Genomic DNA, 15,585 nt, shown 5'->3' on the forward strand with positions numbered 1-15,585 from the left:
TCGTTAAGCGTAGCGCACAATCGGCGGAACGATTGTGCGCCTGGTTGCGCTTATTTCACGGTCCAGCCTTTGTAAGAGCTGACGTTATTTTTGTCGATCATCGTCACCGGGATCAGTACCGGCGCGGTCGGCGCAGGTTTGCCCTGCAGGATGTCGTAGCCAATCTCCACCGCCTTCGCTGCCATCACCTGTGGGTCCTGCGCTGGGGTGGCGACGAACAGCGAGTTCTTACGCTTCAGCGCCTCTTCGCCGTCCGGGCTGCCGTCGACGCCGACGATGAAGAACTCGCTGCGCTGCGCCTGTTTCGCTGCCAGATCGGCACCAATCGCCGTCGGATCGTTGATCGCGAACACGCCGTCAATCTTCGGATTGGCCGCCAGCAGGGAGGTCATCACCTCCAGGCCGCCTTCCCGGCTGCCTTTGGCGTTCTGGTTGGCGGAGAGGATTTTAATGTCCGGGTGTTTTTTGAACTCCGTTTCGCAGCCTTCGACGCGGTTTTGTACGGCGGAGACCGGCGGCCCGTTGATGATCACCACGTTGCCTTTGTTGTTCAGGCGGTCGCTAATGTATTTACAGGCCAGCTCGCCCGCCTGGGTGTTATCGGAGGTGATGGTGGCGTCGGCCCCTTCGGCGGCGACGTCAACCGCCACCACCACGATCCCGGCCTCTTTGGCCCGCTTCACCGCCGGGCCAATGCCTTTCGAATCGGCGGCGTTGAGGATGATCATATCGACTTTGGCGGCGATAAAGTTATCGATCTGCGCCACCTGCTGGCCCAGATCGTAGCCGCTGGAGACCAGCGTCACTTTGACGTTATCCCCCGCCAGTTTGCGGGCCTCCAGCTCCGCCCCTTTGGTGATCTGCACAAAGAACGGGTTGGCAAGGTCGCCCACCGTCACGCCAATCGCTTTCAGCTCTTTGGCCGACGCAAAAGGGGAGGCGGCCAGCAGCGCGCCAGCACACAGCGCGGTGACTATCGGTTTTAAACGCATTCGCTTTTCCTCGCAGGTAAGATGTTGTTGTTATGCACTTTGATGATGTCGGGTACGGTATTTGTCGATCAGCACCGCAATGATGATCACCGCCCCTTTGATCACCAGTTGCCAGAAGTAGGAGACCCCCATCAGGGTCATGCCGTTATTGAGGGTGGCGATAATTAGCGCCCCCACCAGCGTACCGGTGATGGTGCCGATACCGCCGACGAAGCTGGTGCCGCCGAGAATGACCGCGGCGATGGCGTCCAGCTCGTAGCCGACGCCGAGGTTGCCGTTGGCGCTGTACAGCCGCGAAGCGCTCATCACCCCGCCAAGGCCGGAGAGCAGGCCGCTCATGCCATAGACAAACAGCAGCACCAGCCAGACTTTGATGCCGGTCAGCCGCGCCGCCTGCATGTTGCCGCCCACCGCGTAGATATGCACCCCAAGGGTGGTGCGGCGCAGGATAAACCAGCACACCGCGATCACCGCCAGGGCGATGACTACCAGCCACGGCACCGGGCCGAGGTAGTCATTGCCGATCCACTCGAAGCTGATATCGGAGTTGATCACCGTGGTGCCGTCGGCCAGCAGATAGGCGGCGCCGCGCAGCGCCGTGTAGGTGCCGAGGGTGACGATAAACGGCGGCAGCCCGGCGAAGGCGACCAGCGCGCCGTTGAACAGGCCGAGCAGCAGGCCGAGCATCAGCGCCGCCGGAATCGACAGCAACGCAAACGCCGGGATCAGCGACACCACCATCGCGGCCACTGCGGTGGTGCCAAGGATGGAGCCGACGGAAAGGTCAATGCCGCCGGTGAGGATGATGAAGGTCATTCCCGCCGCCAGCACAATGTTGATCGAGGCCTGGCGGGTGATATTCAGCAGATTGCTTTCCGTGAAAAAGTTGGGGGCGATAAAGCCGAAAACGGCGACGATCAGGATGAGGATCGGCAGAATGCCGACGGTCTGCATCAGGTCGCCCATCAACATTTTTTTCGCCGAAGCGGATTTCGCGACCGGCGCGGAGGTCTCTTTCGGTATGCTCATAGTTGCCCTGCCTTAAGGTGAGAATCGGTCACGCCGGTGGCCAGCGTCATGATACTTTCCTGGCTAATATCACCGGCCTGTAGCTCGCCGGCGATAACGCCCTCGCGCATCACATAGACCCGGTCGCTCATGCCCACCACTTCGGGCAGCTCGCTGGAGATCATCAGAATGGCGACGCCCTGGCGCGCCATGTCGTTCATGATGCGGTAAATTTCGCTTTTCGCGCCGACGTCGACGCCGCGGGTGGGTTCATCGAGGATTAGAATGCGCGGGCCAATCGCCACCCAGCGCGAAATTAACAGCTTCTGCTGGTTGCCGCCGGACAGTCCGCCGGCGCGCACCTGGGCGTGCGGCACGCGGATGTTAAGCAACTGGATGGCGTCATCGGAGATGGTTTGCGCCTTCCGGCGGTTGAGCATCCCCCAGGTCGCGTCGCGCTCCAGCGTCGCCATGGTGATGTTTTCCTGGGCTGCCAGTTCGAGAAACAACCCCTGTTCTTTGCGGTTTTCGGTCAGAAAGCCGATCCCGAGGTCGATGGCTTCCCGCGGCGAGTGGATCACCACCGGCTCGCCGTCGATCTCAATCACCCCGGCGGTGGCTTTGCGCACCCCGAAGATCAGCTGCGCCAGTTCGGAACGCCCGGCGCCGACCAGCCCGGCGAGGCCGACGATTTCGCCGGCATGCACCACCAGGCTGCTGGGCTTAATCTTGCCGCCATCGGTCAGATCCTCGACCCGCAGGCGCGGCTGGCCGCGGGGAATGTCCCGTTCTTTATTGAAGAGATCGCTGAGCGGCCGACCGACCATCATGCGCACCAGCTCCGGCGCGTTGAGCTTGTCGCGCACCAGGCTGCCGACATACTGCCCATCGCGCAGGACGCTGACCCGGTCGGAGAGCTCATACACTTCCGCCATGCGGTGGCTGATATAGATGATCGCCATCCCCTCATCGCGCAGGCGCAGGATGAGCTCGAACAGGCGCTGGGTTTCCCGCGAGGAGAGGGCGGCGGTGGGTTCATCCATCACCAGAATGCGGCTTTGACGGTGCAGGGCGCGGGCGATCTCCACCTGCTGTTGTTCGGCGATGGTCAGGGTCATCACCCGGTCGCTGGCTTTGAACTGGGCGCCGAGACGGTCGATCACCGCCTGCGCCTGGCTGAGCATGGCTTTGCGCTGCACCAGACCACCGCGCGCCAGCTCGCTGCCGAGGAAAATGTTTTCCGCGACGGTCAGGTTCGGCGCCAGCTGCATCTCCTGGTAGATCAACGTGATCCCGGCGGCCAGCGCGTCCTTGGGGCCGCGGATCGTTTGCGGTTTTCCGTCGATCAGGATCTCGCCGCTGGTGGCGGTATAGGCGCCGGCGAGGATCTTCATCAGCGTGCTTTTTCCGGCGCCGTTCTCCCCCATCAGGGCATGGATCTCGCCGGGCCAGACCGTCAGGTCGACGCCCTTCAGCGCGTAGAATTTGCCAAAAGCTTTGGCGATATGGCGCATTTCCAGTACCGGGGTGGCGGTCATCGCGGCGCTCCTGTCTGTAAGAACAATAGCTGCAGTCCACCACCGGAAAATAAATGCAGAATGTCAGAATCCATTCATATTTGTCATAGTGATAAATAGTTAACCGCGATCACAGTTACGCGGCGTCATTTTCTGCACCGTCACGCTTATCTGCCGACCGATCCTTCACCGGAGTTGTTATGACCGCTCGCCGACACCCGTTTTTCACCAGCGCCCGTGGCCGCCTGCTCTCCTTTAATCTGCTGATGGGCGTGGTCACCCTGTTGGTCAGCGGCGTGGCGGTGTTCGGCTTTCACCACGCCAGCCAGCTGCAGGAGCAGGTGCAGCGCCAGACTCTCAACGACATGCGCGGCAGTATGGATCTGGCGCGGGACACGGCGAATGTCGCCACGGCGGCGGTGCGCCTGTCGCAGGTGGTGGGGGCTCTGGAGTACAAAAGCGAAGCGGAACGGCTGCTGGCGACGCAGCAGGCGCTGAAGCACTCGCTGGCCCAGCTGGCGGCGGCCCCGCTGGCGCAGCAGGAGCAGGCGCGGGTGGCCAATATTATTCGCCGCAGCAACGCGCTGCAGCAGAGCGTGGCGGAGATGCTGGAGCGCGGCCAGCGCCGCCATCTGCAGCGCAATGCGCTGCTGAGTTCGCTTTACCAGAATCAGAGTAACCTGCGCCATCTCGCCGATCTTAACGATCGCGGCGGGGATAAGGCGATCGATCCGCGCCGGCTGGCCGAGATGGACCGGCTGATCGTGGCTGCGATCCATACCGTCACGCCGCGGTCGATCGTCCTGCAACTCGACCAGCTGCGCGGCGCCCTGCCGACACGCAGCGCCGATCCCGCGCTGGCGTTTGTCCTCCCTGATGTGACCCGCGAACTGGCGACGCTGGCCCCGCTGTCGGCCCAGCTGGAGGAGAGCGACCTGACGATCAGCTGGTACATGTATCACATCAAAGCGCTGGTCGCGTTGCTTAACGAAGATATCAATCAGTACGTGACCCGGGTGGCGGAAGCCTCAGAGCAGCGGGCGGCGCAGAGCCATCGGGAGCTGCGCTCCATCAGTATGTTTATTCTGCTTTCCGCGCTGCTGGCGCTGGCGATCACCGGCTGCGCCGGGTGGTACATCTACCGTAATCTCGGCTCGAACCTGACCGCCATCTCGCGGGCGATGTCGCGGCTGGCTCAGGGAGAGCCGAACGTCTCGGTGCCGGCCCTGCAGCGGCGCGACGAGCTGGGGGAGCTGGCGCGGGCCTTTAACGTTTTCGCCCGCAATATGGCGTCGCTGGAGCACACCACCCGGCTGCTGAAAGAGAAGACCAACCAGATGGAGATCGATCGGATTAAGCGCCAGGAGCTGGAGGAGGCGCTGCTGCATAGTCAGAAGATGAAGGCCGTCGGCCAGCTGACCGGAGGTCTGGCGCATGACTTTAACAACCTGCTGGCGGTGATTATCGGCAGCCTTGAGCTGGTGGAGCCGGATGCGCGCGATGCGCCGCGCCTCTCCAGGGCGCTGAAGGCGGCGGAGCGTGGGGCGCTTCTGACCCAGCGGCTGCTGGCCTTTTCGCGCAAGCAGGCGCTGCATCCCCAGGCGGTGGCGATGGCGCCGCTACTGGAGAACCTCAGCGAGCTGATGCGTCATTCCCTGCCGGCGACCTTAAGCCTGGAGATTGAGGCGCAGTCGCCGGCGTGGCCGGCATGGATAGACGTTGGCCAGCTGGAAAATGCCCTGATCAATCTGGTGATGAACGCCCGCGACGCCATGGCGGGGCGCGACGGGGTCATCAAAATACGCACCTGGAATCAGCGGGTCACCCGCAGCAGCGGCCAGCGGCAGGATATGGTGGCCCTGGAGGTGATCGATCATGGCAGCGGGATGTCGCAGGCGGTGAAAGCCCGGGTGTTTGAACCGTTCTTCACCACCAAAGCCACCGGCAGCGGCAGCGGCCTGGGGCTGTCGATGGTGTATGGCTTTGTGCGCCAGTCTGGCGGCCGGGTGGCGCTGGAGAGCGCGCCGGGGCAGGGGACGACGGTGCGGCTGCAGCTGCCGCGAGCGTTGACCGAGGTTGAGAAGGAGGTGGCGCCAGCGGTGGACGAGCCGCCCCCGGCGGGCGAGCGGCTGGCGCTGGTGCTGGAAGATGAAGAGGATGTCCGCCAGACGCTATGTGAACAGCTGCATCAGCTGGGCTGGCTGACGCTGGAAACCGCCAGCGGTGAAGAGGCGCTGCAGCTGCTGGAGGCCTCGCCGGATATTGCCCTGCTGATTAGCGATCTGATGCTGCCCGGCGCCCTGAGCGGCGCCGATGTGATCCATACCGCCCGACGCCGCTTTCCGGCGCTGCCGGTGCTACTGATCAGCGGCCAGGATTTGCGTCCGGCGCAGAACCCGGCCCTGCCGGAGGTTGAGTGGCTGCGTAAGCCGTTTACCCGCGCCCAGCTGGCGCAGGCGCTGAGCGCGGCGTACGCGAGGATTTGAGATTCCTCCGCTACCCGGGTTTCATGCGGATGATTAAGGTAGCGGCAGGACTCTGATGAGATTGGCCCCGATGAAACGTTACGCAACCGCACTGCTCTTTTGCACTCTGTCGCTGACCAGCCTGGCCGCTCGCGCCGATATTATCGATGACGCGATCGGCAATATTCAGCAAGCCATTAACGACGCCTATAACCCGGGCAGCAGTCGCTCCGATGACGACGACAGATACGATGACGATGGCCGGTATGATGACGGGCGCTATCAGGGGAGCCGTCAGCAGAGCCGTGACAGTCAGCGCCAGTATGACGAGCGGCAACGCCAGCTGGACGAGCGCCGCCGCCAGCTGGATGAACGCCAGCGTCAGCTCGACCGCGATCGTCGTCAGTTAGAAAGCGACCAGCGTCGGCTGGATGATAGCTACTGATCGCCCCCCGCAGGCCAGCGTTTAATCCAGCGCTATTTCCATCCCGTCATAGCCCGCTTCGAAACCTGTCGGCAGCGGGTTATCCATCATCCAGACGTCAAACTGGTGGCTGATATGGGTGAGGATCACCCGCGGACAGCCAATGACCTGGTTAAGGCTGCGGACGGTGTTTAGATCGTTATGGTTACGCGGGGTCTGCGCGCGCGGCTCATGACTGCAGTCGATGATCATCGCCTGCGGGCGGTTATTGAGCAAAAACTTCAGCGTCTTGTCCGGCAGCCCGGCGGTATCCGAGAGCCAGGCCAGCCGGCTGTGGGCCGACTCCAGCAGATAACCAAAGGTCAGCTTCGAGTGATTAAGGGGTAGGGGCGTCACCCGCAGCCCCTGCAGGTTAAACATCACAAACGGCGTGACGGTATGGCTAAAGTCAAGCAGACCGGGGTGTTTGAGCAGATCGTCGCAGCCGGCGTCATCCGGCGGGCCATAGACCGGAATCGACGCGCCGACTCCCCAGCGCAGCGGAAATAGCCCCTGCACATGATCCAGATGGTAGTGGGTCAGCAGCACCTGTTGAAAGCTGCCGGCGGGATGATGCTCCATCAGATCCGGTCGTCCGGCATCAAGCAGCGTCACGGCGCTGTTGAACGTGACCACTCCGCTACAGGGGCGGCGTCGGTGGCTCTCCTCGCGGCGGGCGCGGCGGCAGGCCGCGCAGTCGCAGCCGAAGACCGGCACCAGCTGAGCGCCGCCGGTGCCGGTTAAGCGGAGGGTCAGGCTCATCGTGTCACCTTTTGTTTATACCAGTTGATCCGCTTCGCGCGCCGCGTGGCTGCGCAGCAGGCGGAAAAATTCATCGACCGATTGTCGGAGACTGCCGTCGTTATTCAATGTCAGGCAGTTGTCCGGCTTATAGCGCGCGGCGCGTTCCAGACGCTGGGCGATTTCCAGCGCGTTTTCCCGGCCGCGCTGCTCCAGCCGCTGGCGCAGCACCGGCGGCGAGACGGCGAGACAGATCGGCACCAGAACCTCTCCGTAACGTTCCCGGGCCAGCGCCAGGTGGGCGCGGGAGCCGTTGGCCACCACGTCAAAGCCGGCGTGCAGCCAGAGGTCGATCTCCACGCCAATGCCATAGTAAGTATTGTTGGCGTGCCAGCTGAGAGCAAAAAGATGCTGCTCGGCGCGGGTAAAAAACTCATGTTCGCTGAGGGCGATATGATTCTCGCTGCCCGCGTTAAACGGGCGGGTTATGTAACGATGGGCCACCAGCAGCTGCGGGTGCTCGCGCTGGCGCAGCGCCGCCAGCAGGCTATCTTTACCGGAGCCGGAGGGGCCCACCAGCCAAATCAGTTTTCCTGGCATTAAAAGACCCTCTTTCCCTGGCGCCAGACATGGTCGATCTGGATATGTTCGCCGCGACGGTGCGCCAGCACCAGGTCGGCGCGTTTTCCCTCGGCGATGACGCCGCGATCGTCAAGGCCCAGCGCCTGCGCCGGATGCTGACTGACCAGACGGATCGCCTGTGGCAGGGTGAAGGCATTGTCCTCGGCGTCGGCGATGCGGAAAGCGGCATCCAGCAGGCTGGCGGGGTAATAGTCAGATGAGAGGATGTCCAGCAAACCGTGGCTCGCCAGCTGGTGGGCGGCGACGTTGCCGGAGTGGGAACCGCCGCGCACGATATTCGGCGCCCCCATCAGGACGTGCATCCCGTGCTGACGTGAAGCCTGCGCCGCGGCCAGCGTGGTGGGAAACTCGGCGATCACGCTCCCTAGCTGGTGAGATTCGGCCACATGCGCCTCGGTGGCGTCGTCGTGGCTGGCGAGGGCGATACGGCGGGCGCGGCACATGGCGGCGATGGTCTGGCGATTGGGCTGCGACCAGGTGGCGGCCAGAGCCATCTGCTCGGCTTCAAAACGGTCCATTTCGTCATGCGTCAGATGATATTTGCCCTGATAATAATCGCGGTACTTGCTGCGATCGGCGTACTGACGCTGGCCCGGCGAGTGGTCCATCAGAGAGACCATGCTCACCGACTCGCGATCGATCAGTTTTTCAAACAGCGGCAGCGTGGTGTGATGCGGCAGCTCGCAGCGCAGGTGCAGGCGGTGTTCGGCGCGGTTGAGACCGCGCTTTTGCGTCTCCTCCACGGCATTGACCATCTTCTCCAGATTCTCAAGACGATCGCCGCCATCGCGCACGTCGCCAATCGCCACGGCGTCCAGCACGGTGGTGATGCCGCTGGCGACCATCATGGCGTCATGGCTGCTCATCGCCGAGTGGGCCGGCCAGTCTACCTTCGGCCGCGGGGTAAAGAACTTGTCGAGGTTATCGGTATGCAGCTCGATAAGGCCCGGCAGCAGCCAGCCGCCTTCCCCATCCAGCGCCTGCGGCAGCCGGCTCTGGCTTTCGGCGAAGGCGAGGATGCGACCGTCATGGACTTCCAGCGAACCGTGGACCACCTCGTCGTCGAGAACCAGTTTTACGTTATTGATAATCATGCTGTCATTCCCATAGAGTGCAGTCGGTCGGCGACCTGACGGCGTACCCCTTCGTCATGGAAAATCCCCACGATGGCCGCGCCGCGCGCTTTGGCATCGTGGATCAGGTTGACCACGGCAGCACTGTTTTTGCCATCCAGTGAGGCGGTGGGTTCATCAAGGAGCAGGATCGGATAGTCGACCGCAAAACCGCGGGCGATGTTGACCCGCTGCTGCTCGCCGCCGGAAAAGGTGGACGGCGCAAGGTGCCACAGGCGTTCCGGAACGTTGAGGCGGGTCAGGAGCTGGGCGGCTTTCGCGGCGCTCGCTTCGCGCGGCGTCCCAAGATCGAGCAGCGGCTGCATCACCACCTCCAGCGCTGAAATGCGCGGGATCACCCGTAGAAACTGGCTGACCCAGCCGATGGTGGTTTTGCGCACTTCCAGCACCTTGCGTGGGGTGGCGGTGACCAGGTCCACCCATTCGTCGCCGTGGCGGATATGGATATGGCCGCTGTCCGGCAGATAATTGGCGTACAGCGAACGCAGCAGGGTCGATTTGCCGCTGCCGGAGTGACCGTGGAGCACCACGCACTCCCCGGCGTTAACGGTCAGCGAGGCGTCGGCCAGCACCGGCAGACGCACGCCGTGCTGCTGGTGCAGAACAAAGGTTTTATGGACGTTTTCAACGCGGATCATGTTAGCTCTCACGGGGTTGAGTTGCCGGGTGGCGCTTCGCTTACCCGGCCTACGAATAACGCACCTGTGGGCCGGGTAAGGCGCAACCGCCACCCGGCAAAACAGCATTAATTCTGCAACACCGACGACACCAGCAGCTGGGTGTAAGGATGGTGCGGATCGTCGAGCACCCGGTCGGTTAAGCCACTCTCCACCACCTGGCCCTGCTTCATCACCAGCAGACGGTTCGCCAGCAGGCGAGCGACGCCGAGATCGTGGGTAACAATCACCACCGCCAGATTCAGCTCCACCGCCAGGCCGCGCAGCAGGTCTAGCAGCCGCGCCTGCACGGACACATCCAGCCCGCCGGTGGGTTCATCCATAAACACCAGCTTCGGCTGGGTGACCAGATTGCGGGCGATCTGCAGACGCTGCTGCATGCCGCCGGAGAAGGTGGTGGGCAGGTCGTCGATGCGCGAGGGGGGAATCTCCACCTCCTGCAGCCACTTTTCGGCGGTGGCGCGAATGTTGCCGTAGTGGCGGGCGCCGGTGGCCATGAGCCGTTCGCCGATGTTGCCCCCGGCGGAGACTTGGCGACGCAGACCGTCCATCGGGTGCTGATGCACTACGCCCCATTCGGTGCGCAACAGGCGGCGGCGTTCGGCTTCGCTCATGGCGTACAGCGAGCGCTGCTGGTACAGCACCTCGCCCTGCTGCGGCGTCAGGCGGGCGGAGATTGCCTTCAGCAGGGTGGTTTTACCGGAGCCGGACTCGCCGACGATGCCGAGCACTTCTCCCGGCCACAGCTCGAGGGAGACATCGCGAAAACCTTTATCCGGGGCGTAGAGATGAGTCAGGTTATTCACAGCAAGTAATGGCTGGTTCATTTTTTCTGCCCCTCGCTCTGCTGGCGGCAATAGTCGGTATCGGAGCAGACAAACATCCGCTGGCCGCTGTCATCCAGTACCACTTCGTCGAGGTAGCTGTGGCGCGAGCCGCAGATGGCGCAGGGCTCATCCCACTCCTGCACGGTAAAGGGATGGTCGTCGAAATCGAGACTCTCCACCGGGGTATAGGGCGGCACGGCGTAGATCCGCTTTTCGCGCCCGGCGCCGAACAGCTGCAGCGCCGGCATCATGTGCATTTTCGGGTTATCGAATTTCGGGATCGGCGAAGGGTCCATCACGTAGCGGCCATTGACCTTCACCGGATAGGCGTAGGTGGTGGCGATATGGCCGAAGCGGGCGATATCTTCATACAGTTTCACCTGCATGACGCCGTACTCTTCCAGGGCGTGCATGGTGCGGGTTTCGGTTTCACGCGGCTCGATAAAGCGCAGTGGCTCCGGGATCGGCACCTGGTAGATCAGGATCTGATCCTCCACCAGCGGCGTCTCCGGGATCCGGTGGCGGGTCTGGATCAGGGTGGCGTCTTCGGTACGCTCGGTGGTGGCGACGCCGGTGACGCGCTTAAAGAACTGACGAATCGACACCGCGTTGGTGGTGTCATCCGCGCCCTGGTCAATCACCTTCAGCACGTCGTTCTCACCGATGACGCTGGCGGTCAGCTGGATGCCGCCGGTGCCCCAGCCGTAGGGCATTGGCATTTCGCGCCCGCCGAACGGCACCTGGTAGCCGGGAATCGCTACCGCTTTGAGAATAGCCCGGCGGATCATGCGCTTGGTTTGCTCGTCGAGGTAAGCAAAGTTATAGCCAGTCAGTGGGTTAGCCACGTTCGTTCTCCCGTTGCAGGTGTTTCAGCAGCGCCAGTTCGGCCTGGAAATCGACATAGTGCGGTAGCTTCAGATGCGAGACGAAGCCGGCCGCTTCGACGTTATCGGCGTGGGCCAGCACAAACTCTTCATCCTGCGCCGGGCCGGCAATCTCTTCGTCATAGTCCGGCGCCTGCAGCGCACGGTCGACCAGCGCCATGGCCATCGCTTTGCGCTCGCTCATGCCGAAGGTCAGGCCGTAGCCGCGGGTGAAGTGCGGCGGCTCCTCCTGCGGGGCGACGAAGCCATTAACCATCTCGCACTCGGTCAGCAGCAGCTCGCCAATATTGACGCTAAAGCCCAGCTCTTCCGGGACGATTTCCACCTGCACGTAGCCGCTGCGGATCTCGCCGGCAAACGGATGGTTGCGGCCATAGCCGCGCTGGGTCGAATAGGCCAGCGCCAGCAGGTAGCCTTCATCGCCGCGCATCAGCTGCTGCAGGCGCGAGGAACGCGAGCAGGGGTAGACCGGCGGGGTGCGGGTGATATCGTCGGGCGGCGTGCCGCGATCTTCCTCGGTCTTCGCCAGCCCCTGCTGCGTGAGCAGGCTAAAGACGTGCGGCGTCGGCTCTGCTTCGCCATCGGCTTGCTGCACAGACGGCGCTTCGCCATTGGCCAGCAGGGTAAAATCGAGCAGGCGGTGGGTGTAGTCGTAAGTGGGGCCCAGCAGCTGGCCGCCGGGAATATCTTTGTACACTGCGGAGATGCGGCGTTCGAGGCGCATCTCCGCAGTGTTAATCGGTTCGCTGACCGCCAGCCGCGGCAGGGTGGTGCGGTAGGCGCGCAGCAGGAAGATCGCTTCGACGTTATCGCCGCTGGCCTGCTTCAGCGCCAGCGCCGCCAGTTCGCGGTCGGCGATCCCGCCCTCGGTCATCACCCGGTCCACCGCCAGGCTGAGCTGGTCGCCTATTTGTTCGACGCTCAGTTCGGGAAGCCGTCCATCGCCCCGTCGTTTCTGTTCCTGTAAGGCGTGAGCGGCGCGGATCGCCTTCTCGCCGCCCTTGACGGCAACGTACATTTAGCACACCTCCACGTGGGTGGTGCGCGGGATCGCCAGCAGGCGCTCGCCGCAGGTGAGGATCAGGTCGATGCCCAGCGGGAACGGGTGCGGGCGTTCGGTTAATTCGTCGATGATGCAGTCCGGCAGCTGCGGCGCGATCATTCGCTCTTCGGCAATGCCTGCCCCGGTCAGGCGCAGCATGCGTCCGCCGCTGAGGCTGGCAAGCTGAACGATCAGTGTGACGCCGGTTTCCGGCGCGGTGACGGTGCCAGCGGAAAGGACGTTGAGCTGCTCGGCGCTGATGCCGTCATTGGCGACGGCAAAGACCGCCTGCTGCGGCTGGTCCACCAGCGGCGCGCCGGTATGAAAGCGCAGATTCTGTCCCACCAGATCGTTACGCAGGGCGCTGGCGAGCCAGACCGGTGTTTCATGATCGGCAAGGGTCAACAGCAGGCTGGTGGAGGCCACGTTCAATGGCTGCCAGCCGTGCTGAAGCTGCTGCAGGGAGACAATCACCCCCGGCTCGCTCATCGCTTTCAGCAGGCGACGAAAACTGTGTTGGGCATCCTGCACAGCCAGGGTAAAAGCGGGTTGTAAGGTCATACGTTATCTCCGCGAACCAGGGTAAAGAAGTCGACCCGGCTGGCGTTGACTTCGGCGCGTCGGGCTTCAATGCGCGCGCTGCGTAGCGCTTCCAGCGGGGTTATCAGGGTTTCCATTAAGGTGTGAAAATGGCGGGGCGACTGCAGCAGGGCGTCGATCGCCGCGCAGCGTTCAGCGTGCGGGCGGTCGCGGCCTAAGATCCAGCTGTAACCGAGGGTACCGTCAGCCAGGCGTACCGCTGCGCGGGTAAGGGTGGCGTCGCCGGCAAAGAAGCGGTCGCCGATACCGCCCATGCGGGCCTGGAGCTGTACCAGCCCGGTTTCCGGGGTGCGAATCAATTCATATTCCGGCGCCAGCTGCAGGGACTGCATGCGCGCCAGAAGGTCCTGCGGTTCACTGTGGGCCAGCACGGACATCCAGCGCTGGCGGGTGGCGGTATCGAAGTGCATTCAGTGCTCCATGGTAAATTCAATCATGTCGGCGCGGGTCAGGCTGACGGAGTACTCCGCTGTGACCGACTCGCCCTCGCGGCTATTGAGCGTGCGGACGCAGAGCAGCGGCGCCATATTGGGGATTTCCAGCAGCTTGCTCTCTTTTGCCTGCGCGCGGCGGGCGCTGATTTTGGTGCGTACGCGGGTCAGTTCGACGTCGAGCCGATCGCGTAGCAGATCGTGCAGCGAGCCGTGGCTGAAGGTCTGTAGCACCGGCCAGAAGCGCAGGTCGGCGAAGTAGTGGTCGATCAGGCACAGGGCGACGCCATTGACCCGGCGCAGGGTACGCAGGTGGATCACGTTCTCGCCCTCATTGATGCCAAAGGCCTCGGCGACATGGGCGCTGGCGGGGCGCAGCACCGACAGCAGCTTTTCGCTGGTGGGATCGCTGCCTTGTTCCAGCAGGTTTTGGCTGAAGCGCGCCTGGGCGTTAAGCGGGTAGTCGATGGGGCGCATCAGCACCAGCACACCCACGCCCTGACGGCGCTGAACCCAGCCGCGCTCAACCAGCTGGTCGATAGCCCGGCGCAGGGTGTGGCGGTTAACGTCGAAGCGTGTCGCCAGCTGCTGCTCGGCGGGCAGATAGTCGCCGCAGCGATAGTGATGGCGCAGCTCCTGCTCAAGTCGGGCGGCGATTTCCTGATAGCGCGTGGGGTAACTGGTCGGATGTCTGGACAGGTGCATGGTCATCAAGCCTCACACAGCATAGACGAGGAGCTTCCTCGCGTTGTGGGCCGATCCTGACCGGTTTATGTTGCATTTCGGTTAAGTGACGATGACCAAAGGATGAAGAGTTGATGCCAGGCGGATGACAGGGCGGCCGGGCCGCCCTGGGGGCGTCAGCCTTGTTTGACCACGTTGATCATCCAGGGGACGCCAAAGCGGTCGACGACTTTGCCGAAGCCGTGGGCCCAGAAGGTTTCCTGCCAGGCCATCTCAATGCGCCCGCCGACAGCCAGCGCGTCGAACCAGCGCTGGCCTTCAGCGACATCGCTGGGATCGAGGACGAGGGTGAAGCCGGCGTAATGCACATCGGGCCCGAAGGCGCTGTCGCTCAGCATCAGCTCGCCATTATTGATGCGCAGGCTGGCGTGGGCGATAGCATCATCCGCCATCTTCTGGCCAGACGGGCAGCCGTCTGACGCTTCCTGCGCCGGGGGCGGCATTTCGCCAAAGGTCATTTTAAACATCAGCTCTGCGCCCAGCGTCTGCTGGTAGAAGGCGATCGCCTCGGCGCAGTTGCCCGCAAAGGCAAGGTAGGGACTTAAGGACATGGTGAATACCTCAGTGACCGTAACCCGTAAAGCGTAGTCGCCCGGCAGGCGATTGAGCCAGACGGCAGGGCGAAAAGGGGCGCTGAAATATGACGGCAGGCGACAGTGTAAATAGCGGTTGCCGGCGAGGGAAATAACAGGATGCGCCGGGTGACAAACGGCCACCAGGATATCGGGAGCGGCGACGGTTATGTGAAAAAATAATCGCGCCGCCTACCCGAAATTAAATCAGTTCTTTTTCACAAATTCCGATTTGAGCTTCATCGGACCAAAACCGTCAATTTTGCAGTCAATATTGTGATCGCCTTCGACAAGACGGATATTTTTCACTTTGGTGCCGATTTTCAGCATCGAAGAGCTGCCTTTAACCTTCAGATCTTTCACGACGGTAACGCTGTCGCCATCGGCCAGTAAATTGCCATTGGCATCTTTAACGATCAGAATGTCGCTCTCTTTCGTCACCTCGGCAGGGTTCCACTCATGGGCACATTCCGGGCAGATGTACATGCCGCTATCTTCATAAGTGTAAGTCGAATCGCATTTTGGGCAGTGTGGCAGTTGCATGACGCTCCTCATGATGTCGTCGAAAAACAGGATGTTGGTCCTTTAAACAGCGGCTGATAGCCGAAAGTGGGTATGATTATAGCGCAATCACCCACTTTTGTCGGGTGTTTTTTTGCTAAAAAGTAGCCGTGGTATTATTCCGGGAAAAAGCGAATAAACGCTGAAATTAACCGCCCGAAGTAGAGCAAAATCGACGAAATAATTTCCGCGCGATCGGCAGGAAATGAACTTATTTATTTTCCGACACTCTGTAATGAGGCGGTAAATTTCTGTGAAGTTGATCGCAGATATAAACACTGTTAGG

The 15,585-nt window shown here is 62.3% G+C and carries 17 protein-coding genes; 2 read left to right on the plus strand and 15 right to left on the minus strand.

All coding sequences use genetic code 11. The features are described from left to right. Positions 1-50 precede the first annotated feature (50 nt). Genes KPHS_03290 through KPHS_03310 form a run of 3 tightly spaced genes read right to left on the minus strand, consistent with a single transcriptional unit; the run spans position 51 to position 3,538 of the window. Positions 51-992 (minus strand): ribose ABC transporter ATP-binding protein, encoded by a 942-nt coding sequence (locus tag KPHS_03290; RefSeq protein YP_005224629.1) that lies wholly within the window; start codon positions 990-992, stop codon positions 51-53. Between the two features lie 30 nt (positions 993-1,022). Further along, the gene (locus KPHS_03300; protein ID YP_005224630.1) at positions 1,023-2,021 is read right to left on the minus strand and encodes a ribose ABC superfamily ATP binding cassette transporter, permease protein; all 999 of its coding nucleotides are present in this window, start codon (positions 2,019-2,021) and stop codon (positions 1,023-1,025) included. Beyond that, a complete protein-coding gene (locus KPHS_03310) occupies positions 2,018-3,538 on the minus strand; it encodes a putative ABC transporter (protein ID YP_005224631.1) in 1,521 nt (506 codons plus the stop codon). Before KPHS_03310 ends, KPHS_03300 begins: the two co-directional genes overlap by 4 nt. Positions 3,539-3,717: 179 nt before the next feature. On the opposite strand from KPHS_03310, the gene KPHS_03320 reads away from it, so the two are divergent. Further along, positions 3,718-6,003 (plus strand): putative histidine protein kinase, encoded by a 2,286-nt coding sequence (locus tag KPHS_03320; RefSeq protein YP_005224632.1) that lies wholly within the window; start codon positions 3,718-3,720, stop codon positions 6,001-6,003. Between the two features lie 70 nt (positions 6,004-6,073). Continuing rightward, the gene (locus KPHS_03330; RefSeq protein YP_005224633.1) at positions 6,074-6,427 is read left to right on the plus strand and encodes a membrane protein; all 354 of its coding nucleotides are present in this window, start codon (positions 6,074-6,076) and stop codon (positions 6,425-6,427) included. 21 nt (positions 6,428-6,448) lie between these two features. On the opposite strand, the gene KPHS_03340 is transcribed toward KPHS_03330, so the two are convergent. From KPHS_03340 to KPHS_03450, 12 genes are all read right to left on the minus strand, one after another. Then, positions 6,449-7,207 carry a carbon-phosphorus lyase complex accessory protein gene (locus KPHS_03340; RefSeq protein YP_005224634.1) on the minus strand — a complete coding sequence of 253 codons (759 nt, stop codon included), beginning with the start codon at positions 7,205-7,207 and terminating at the stop codon, positions 6,449-6,451. Between the two features lie 15 nt (positions 7,208-7,222). Beyond that, positions 7,223-7,786 (minus strand): phosphonate transport ATP-binding protein, encoded by a 564-nt coding sequence (locus tag KPHS_03350; protein ID YP_005224635.1) that lies wholly within the window; start codon positions 7,784-7,786, stop codon positions 7,223-7,225. Further along, positions 7,786-8,922 (minus strand): phosphonate metabolism protein PhnM, encoded by a 1,137-nt coding sequence (locus KPHS_03360; RefSeq protein ID YP_005224636.1) that lies wholly within the window; start codon positions 8,920-8,922, stop codon positions 7,786-7,788. The genes KPHS_03350 and KPHS_03360 overlap by 1 nt, the downstream gene beginning before the upstream one ends. Continuing rightward, the gene (locus KPHS_03370) at positions 8,919-9,599 is read right to left on the minus strand and encodes a phosphonate transport ATP-binding protein (RefSeq protein YP_005224637.1); all 681 of its coding nucleotides are present in this window, start codon (positions 9,597-9,599) and stop codon (positions 8,919-8,921) included. Before KPHS_03370 ends, KPHS_03360 begins: the two co-directional genes overlap by 4 nt. Positions 9,600-9,706: 107 nt before the next feature. Next, positions 9,707-10,465 carry a phosphonates transport ATP-binding protein gene (locus KPHS_03380; protein YP_005224638.1) on the minus strand — a complete coding sequence of 253 codons (759 nt, stop codon included), beginning with the start codon at positions 10,463-10,465 and terminating at the stop codon, positions 9,707-9,709. Then, positions 10,462-11,310, minus strand: a complete 849-nt coding sequence (locus KPHS_03390; protein ID YP_005224639.1) for a protein in phn operon — start codon at positions 11,308-11,310, stop codon at positions 10,462-10,464. Before KPHS_03390 ends, KPHS_03380 begins: the two co-directional genes overlap by 4 nt. Next, positions 11,303-12,367: a phosphonate metabolism protein gene (locus tag KPHS_03400; RefSeq protein YP_005224640.1), complete on the minus strand. Its 1,065-nt coding sequence runs from the start codon at positions 12,365-12,367 to the stop codon at positions 11,303-11,305. The genes KPHS_03390 and KPHS_03400 overlap by 8 nt, the downstream gene beginning before the upstream one ends. Then, on the minus strand, positions 12,368-12,952 hold the full coding sequence (locus tag KPHS_03410) for a carbon-phosphorus lyase complex subunit (protein ID YP_005224641.1): 585 nt from the start codon (positions 12,950-12,952) through the stop codon (positions 12,368-12,370). It lies immediately after the preceding gene. Further along, complete coding sequence (locus KPHS_03420) at positions 12,949-13,401, minus strand: phosphonate C-P lyase system protein (protein ID YP_005224642.1); 453 nt, start codon at positions 13,399-13,401, stop codon at positions 12,949-12,951. Before KPHS_03420 ends, KPHS_03410 begins: the two co-directional genes overlap by 4 nt. After that, positions 13,402-14,127 (minus strand): putative transcriptional regulator, encoded by a 726-nt coding sequence (locus KPHS_03430; protein ID YP_005224643.1) that lies wholly within the window; start codon positions 14,125-14,127, stop codon positions 13,402-13,404. A 155-nt stretch (positions 14,128-14,282) separates the two neighbouring features. Next, the gene (locus tag KPHS_03440) at positions 14,283-14,882 is read right to left on the minus strand and encodes a VOC family metalloprotein YjdN (RefSeq protein ID YP_005224644.1); all 600 of its coding nucleotides are present in this window, start codon (positions 14,880-14,882) and stop codon (positions 14,283-14,285) included. Between the two features lie 63 nt (positions 14,883-14,945). After that, positions 14,946-15,179, minus strand: coding sequence for a putative alkylphosphonate uptake protein in phosphonate metabolism (locus KPHS_03450; protein YP_005224645.1), 234 nt, complete (start codon positions 15,177-15,179; stop codon positions 14,946-14,948). Between the last annotated feature and the right edge of the window lie 406 nt (positions 15,180-15,585).

This window comes from Klebsiella pneumoniae subsp. pneumoniae HS11286, from assembly GCF_000240185.1.
Lineage (GTDB): Bacteria > Pseudomonadota > Gammaproteobacteria > Enterobacterales > Enterobacteriaceae > Klebsiella > Klebsiella pneumoniae.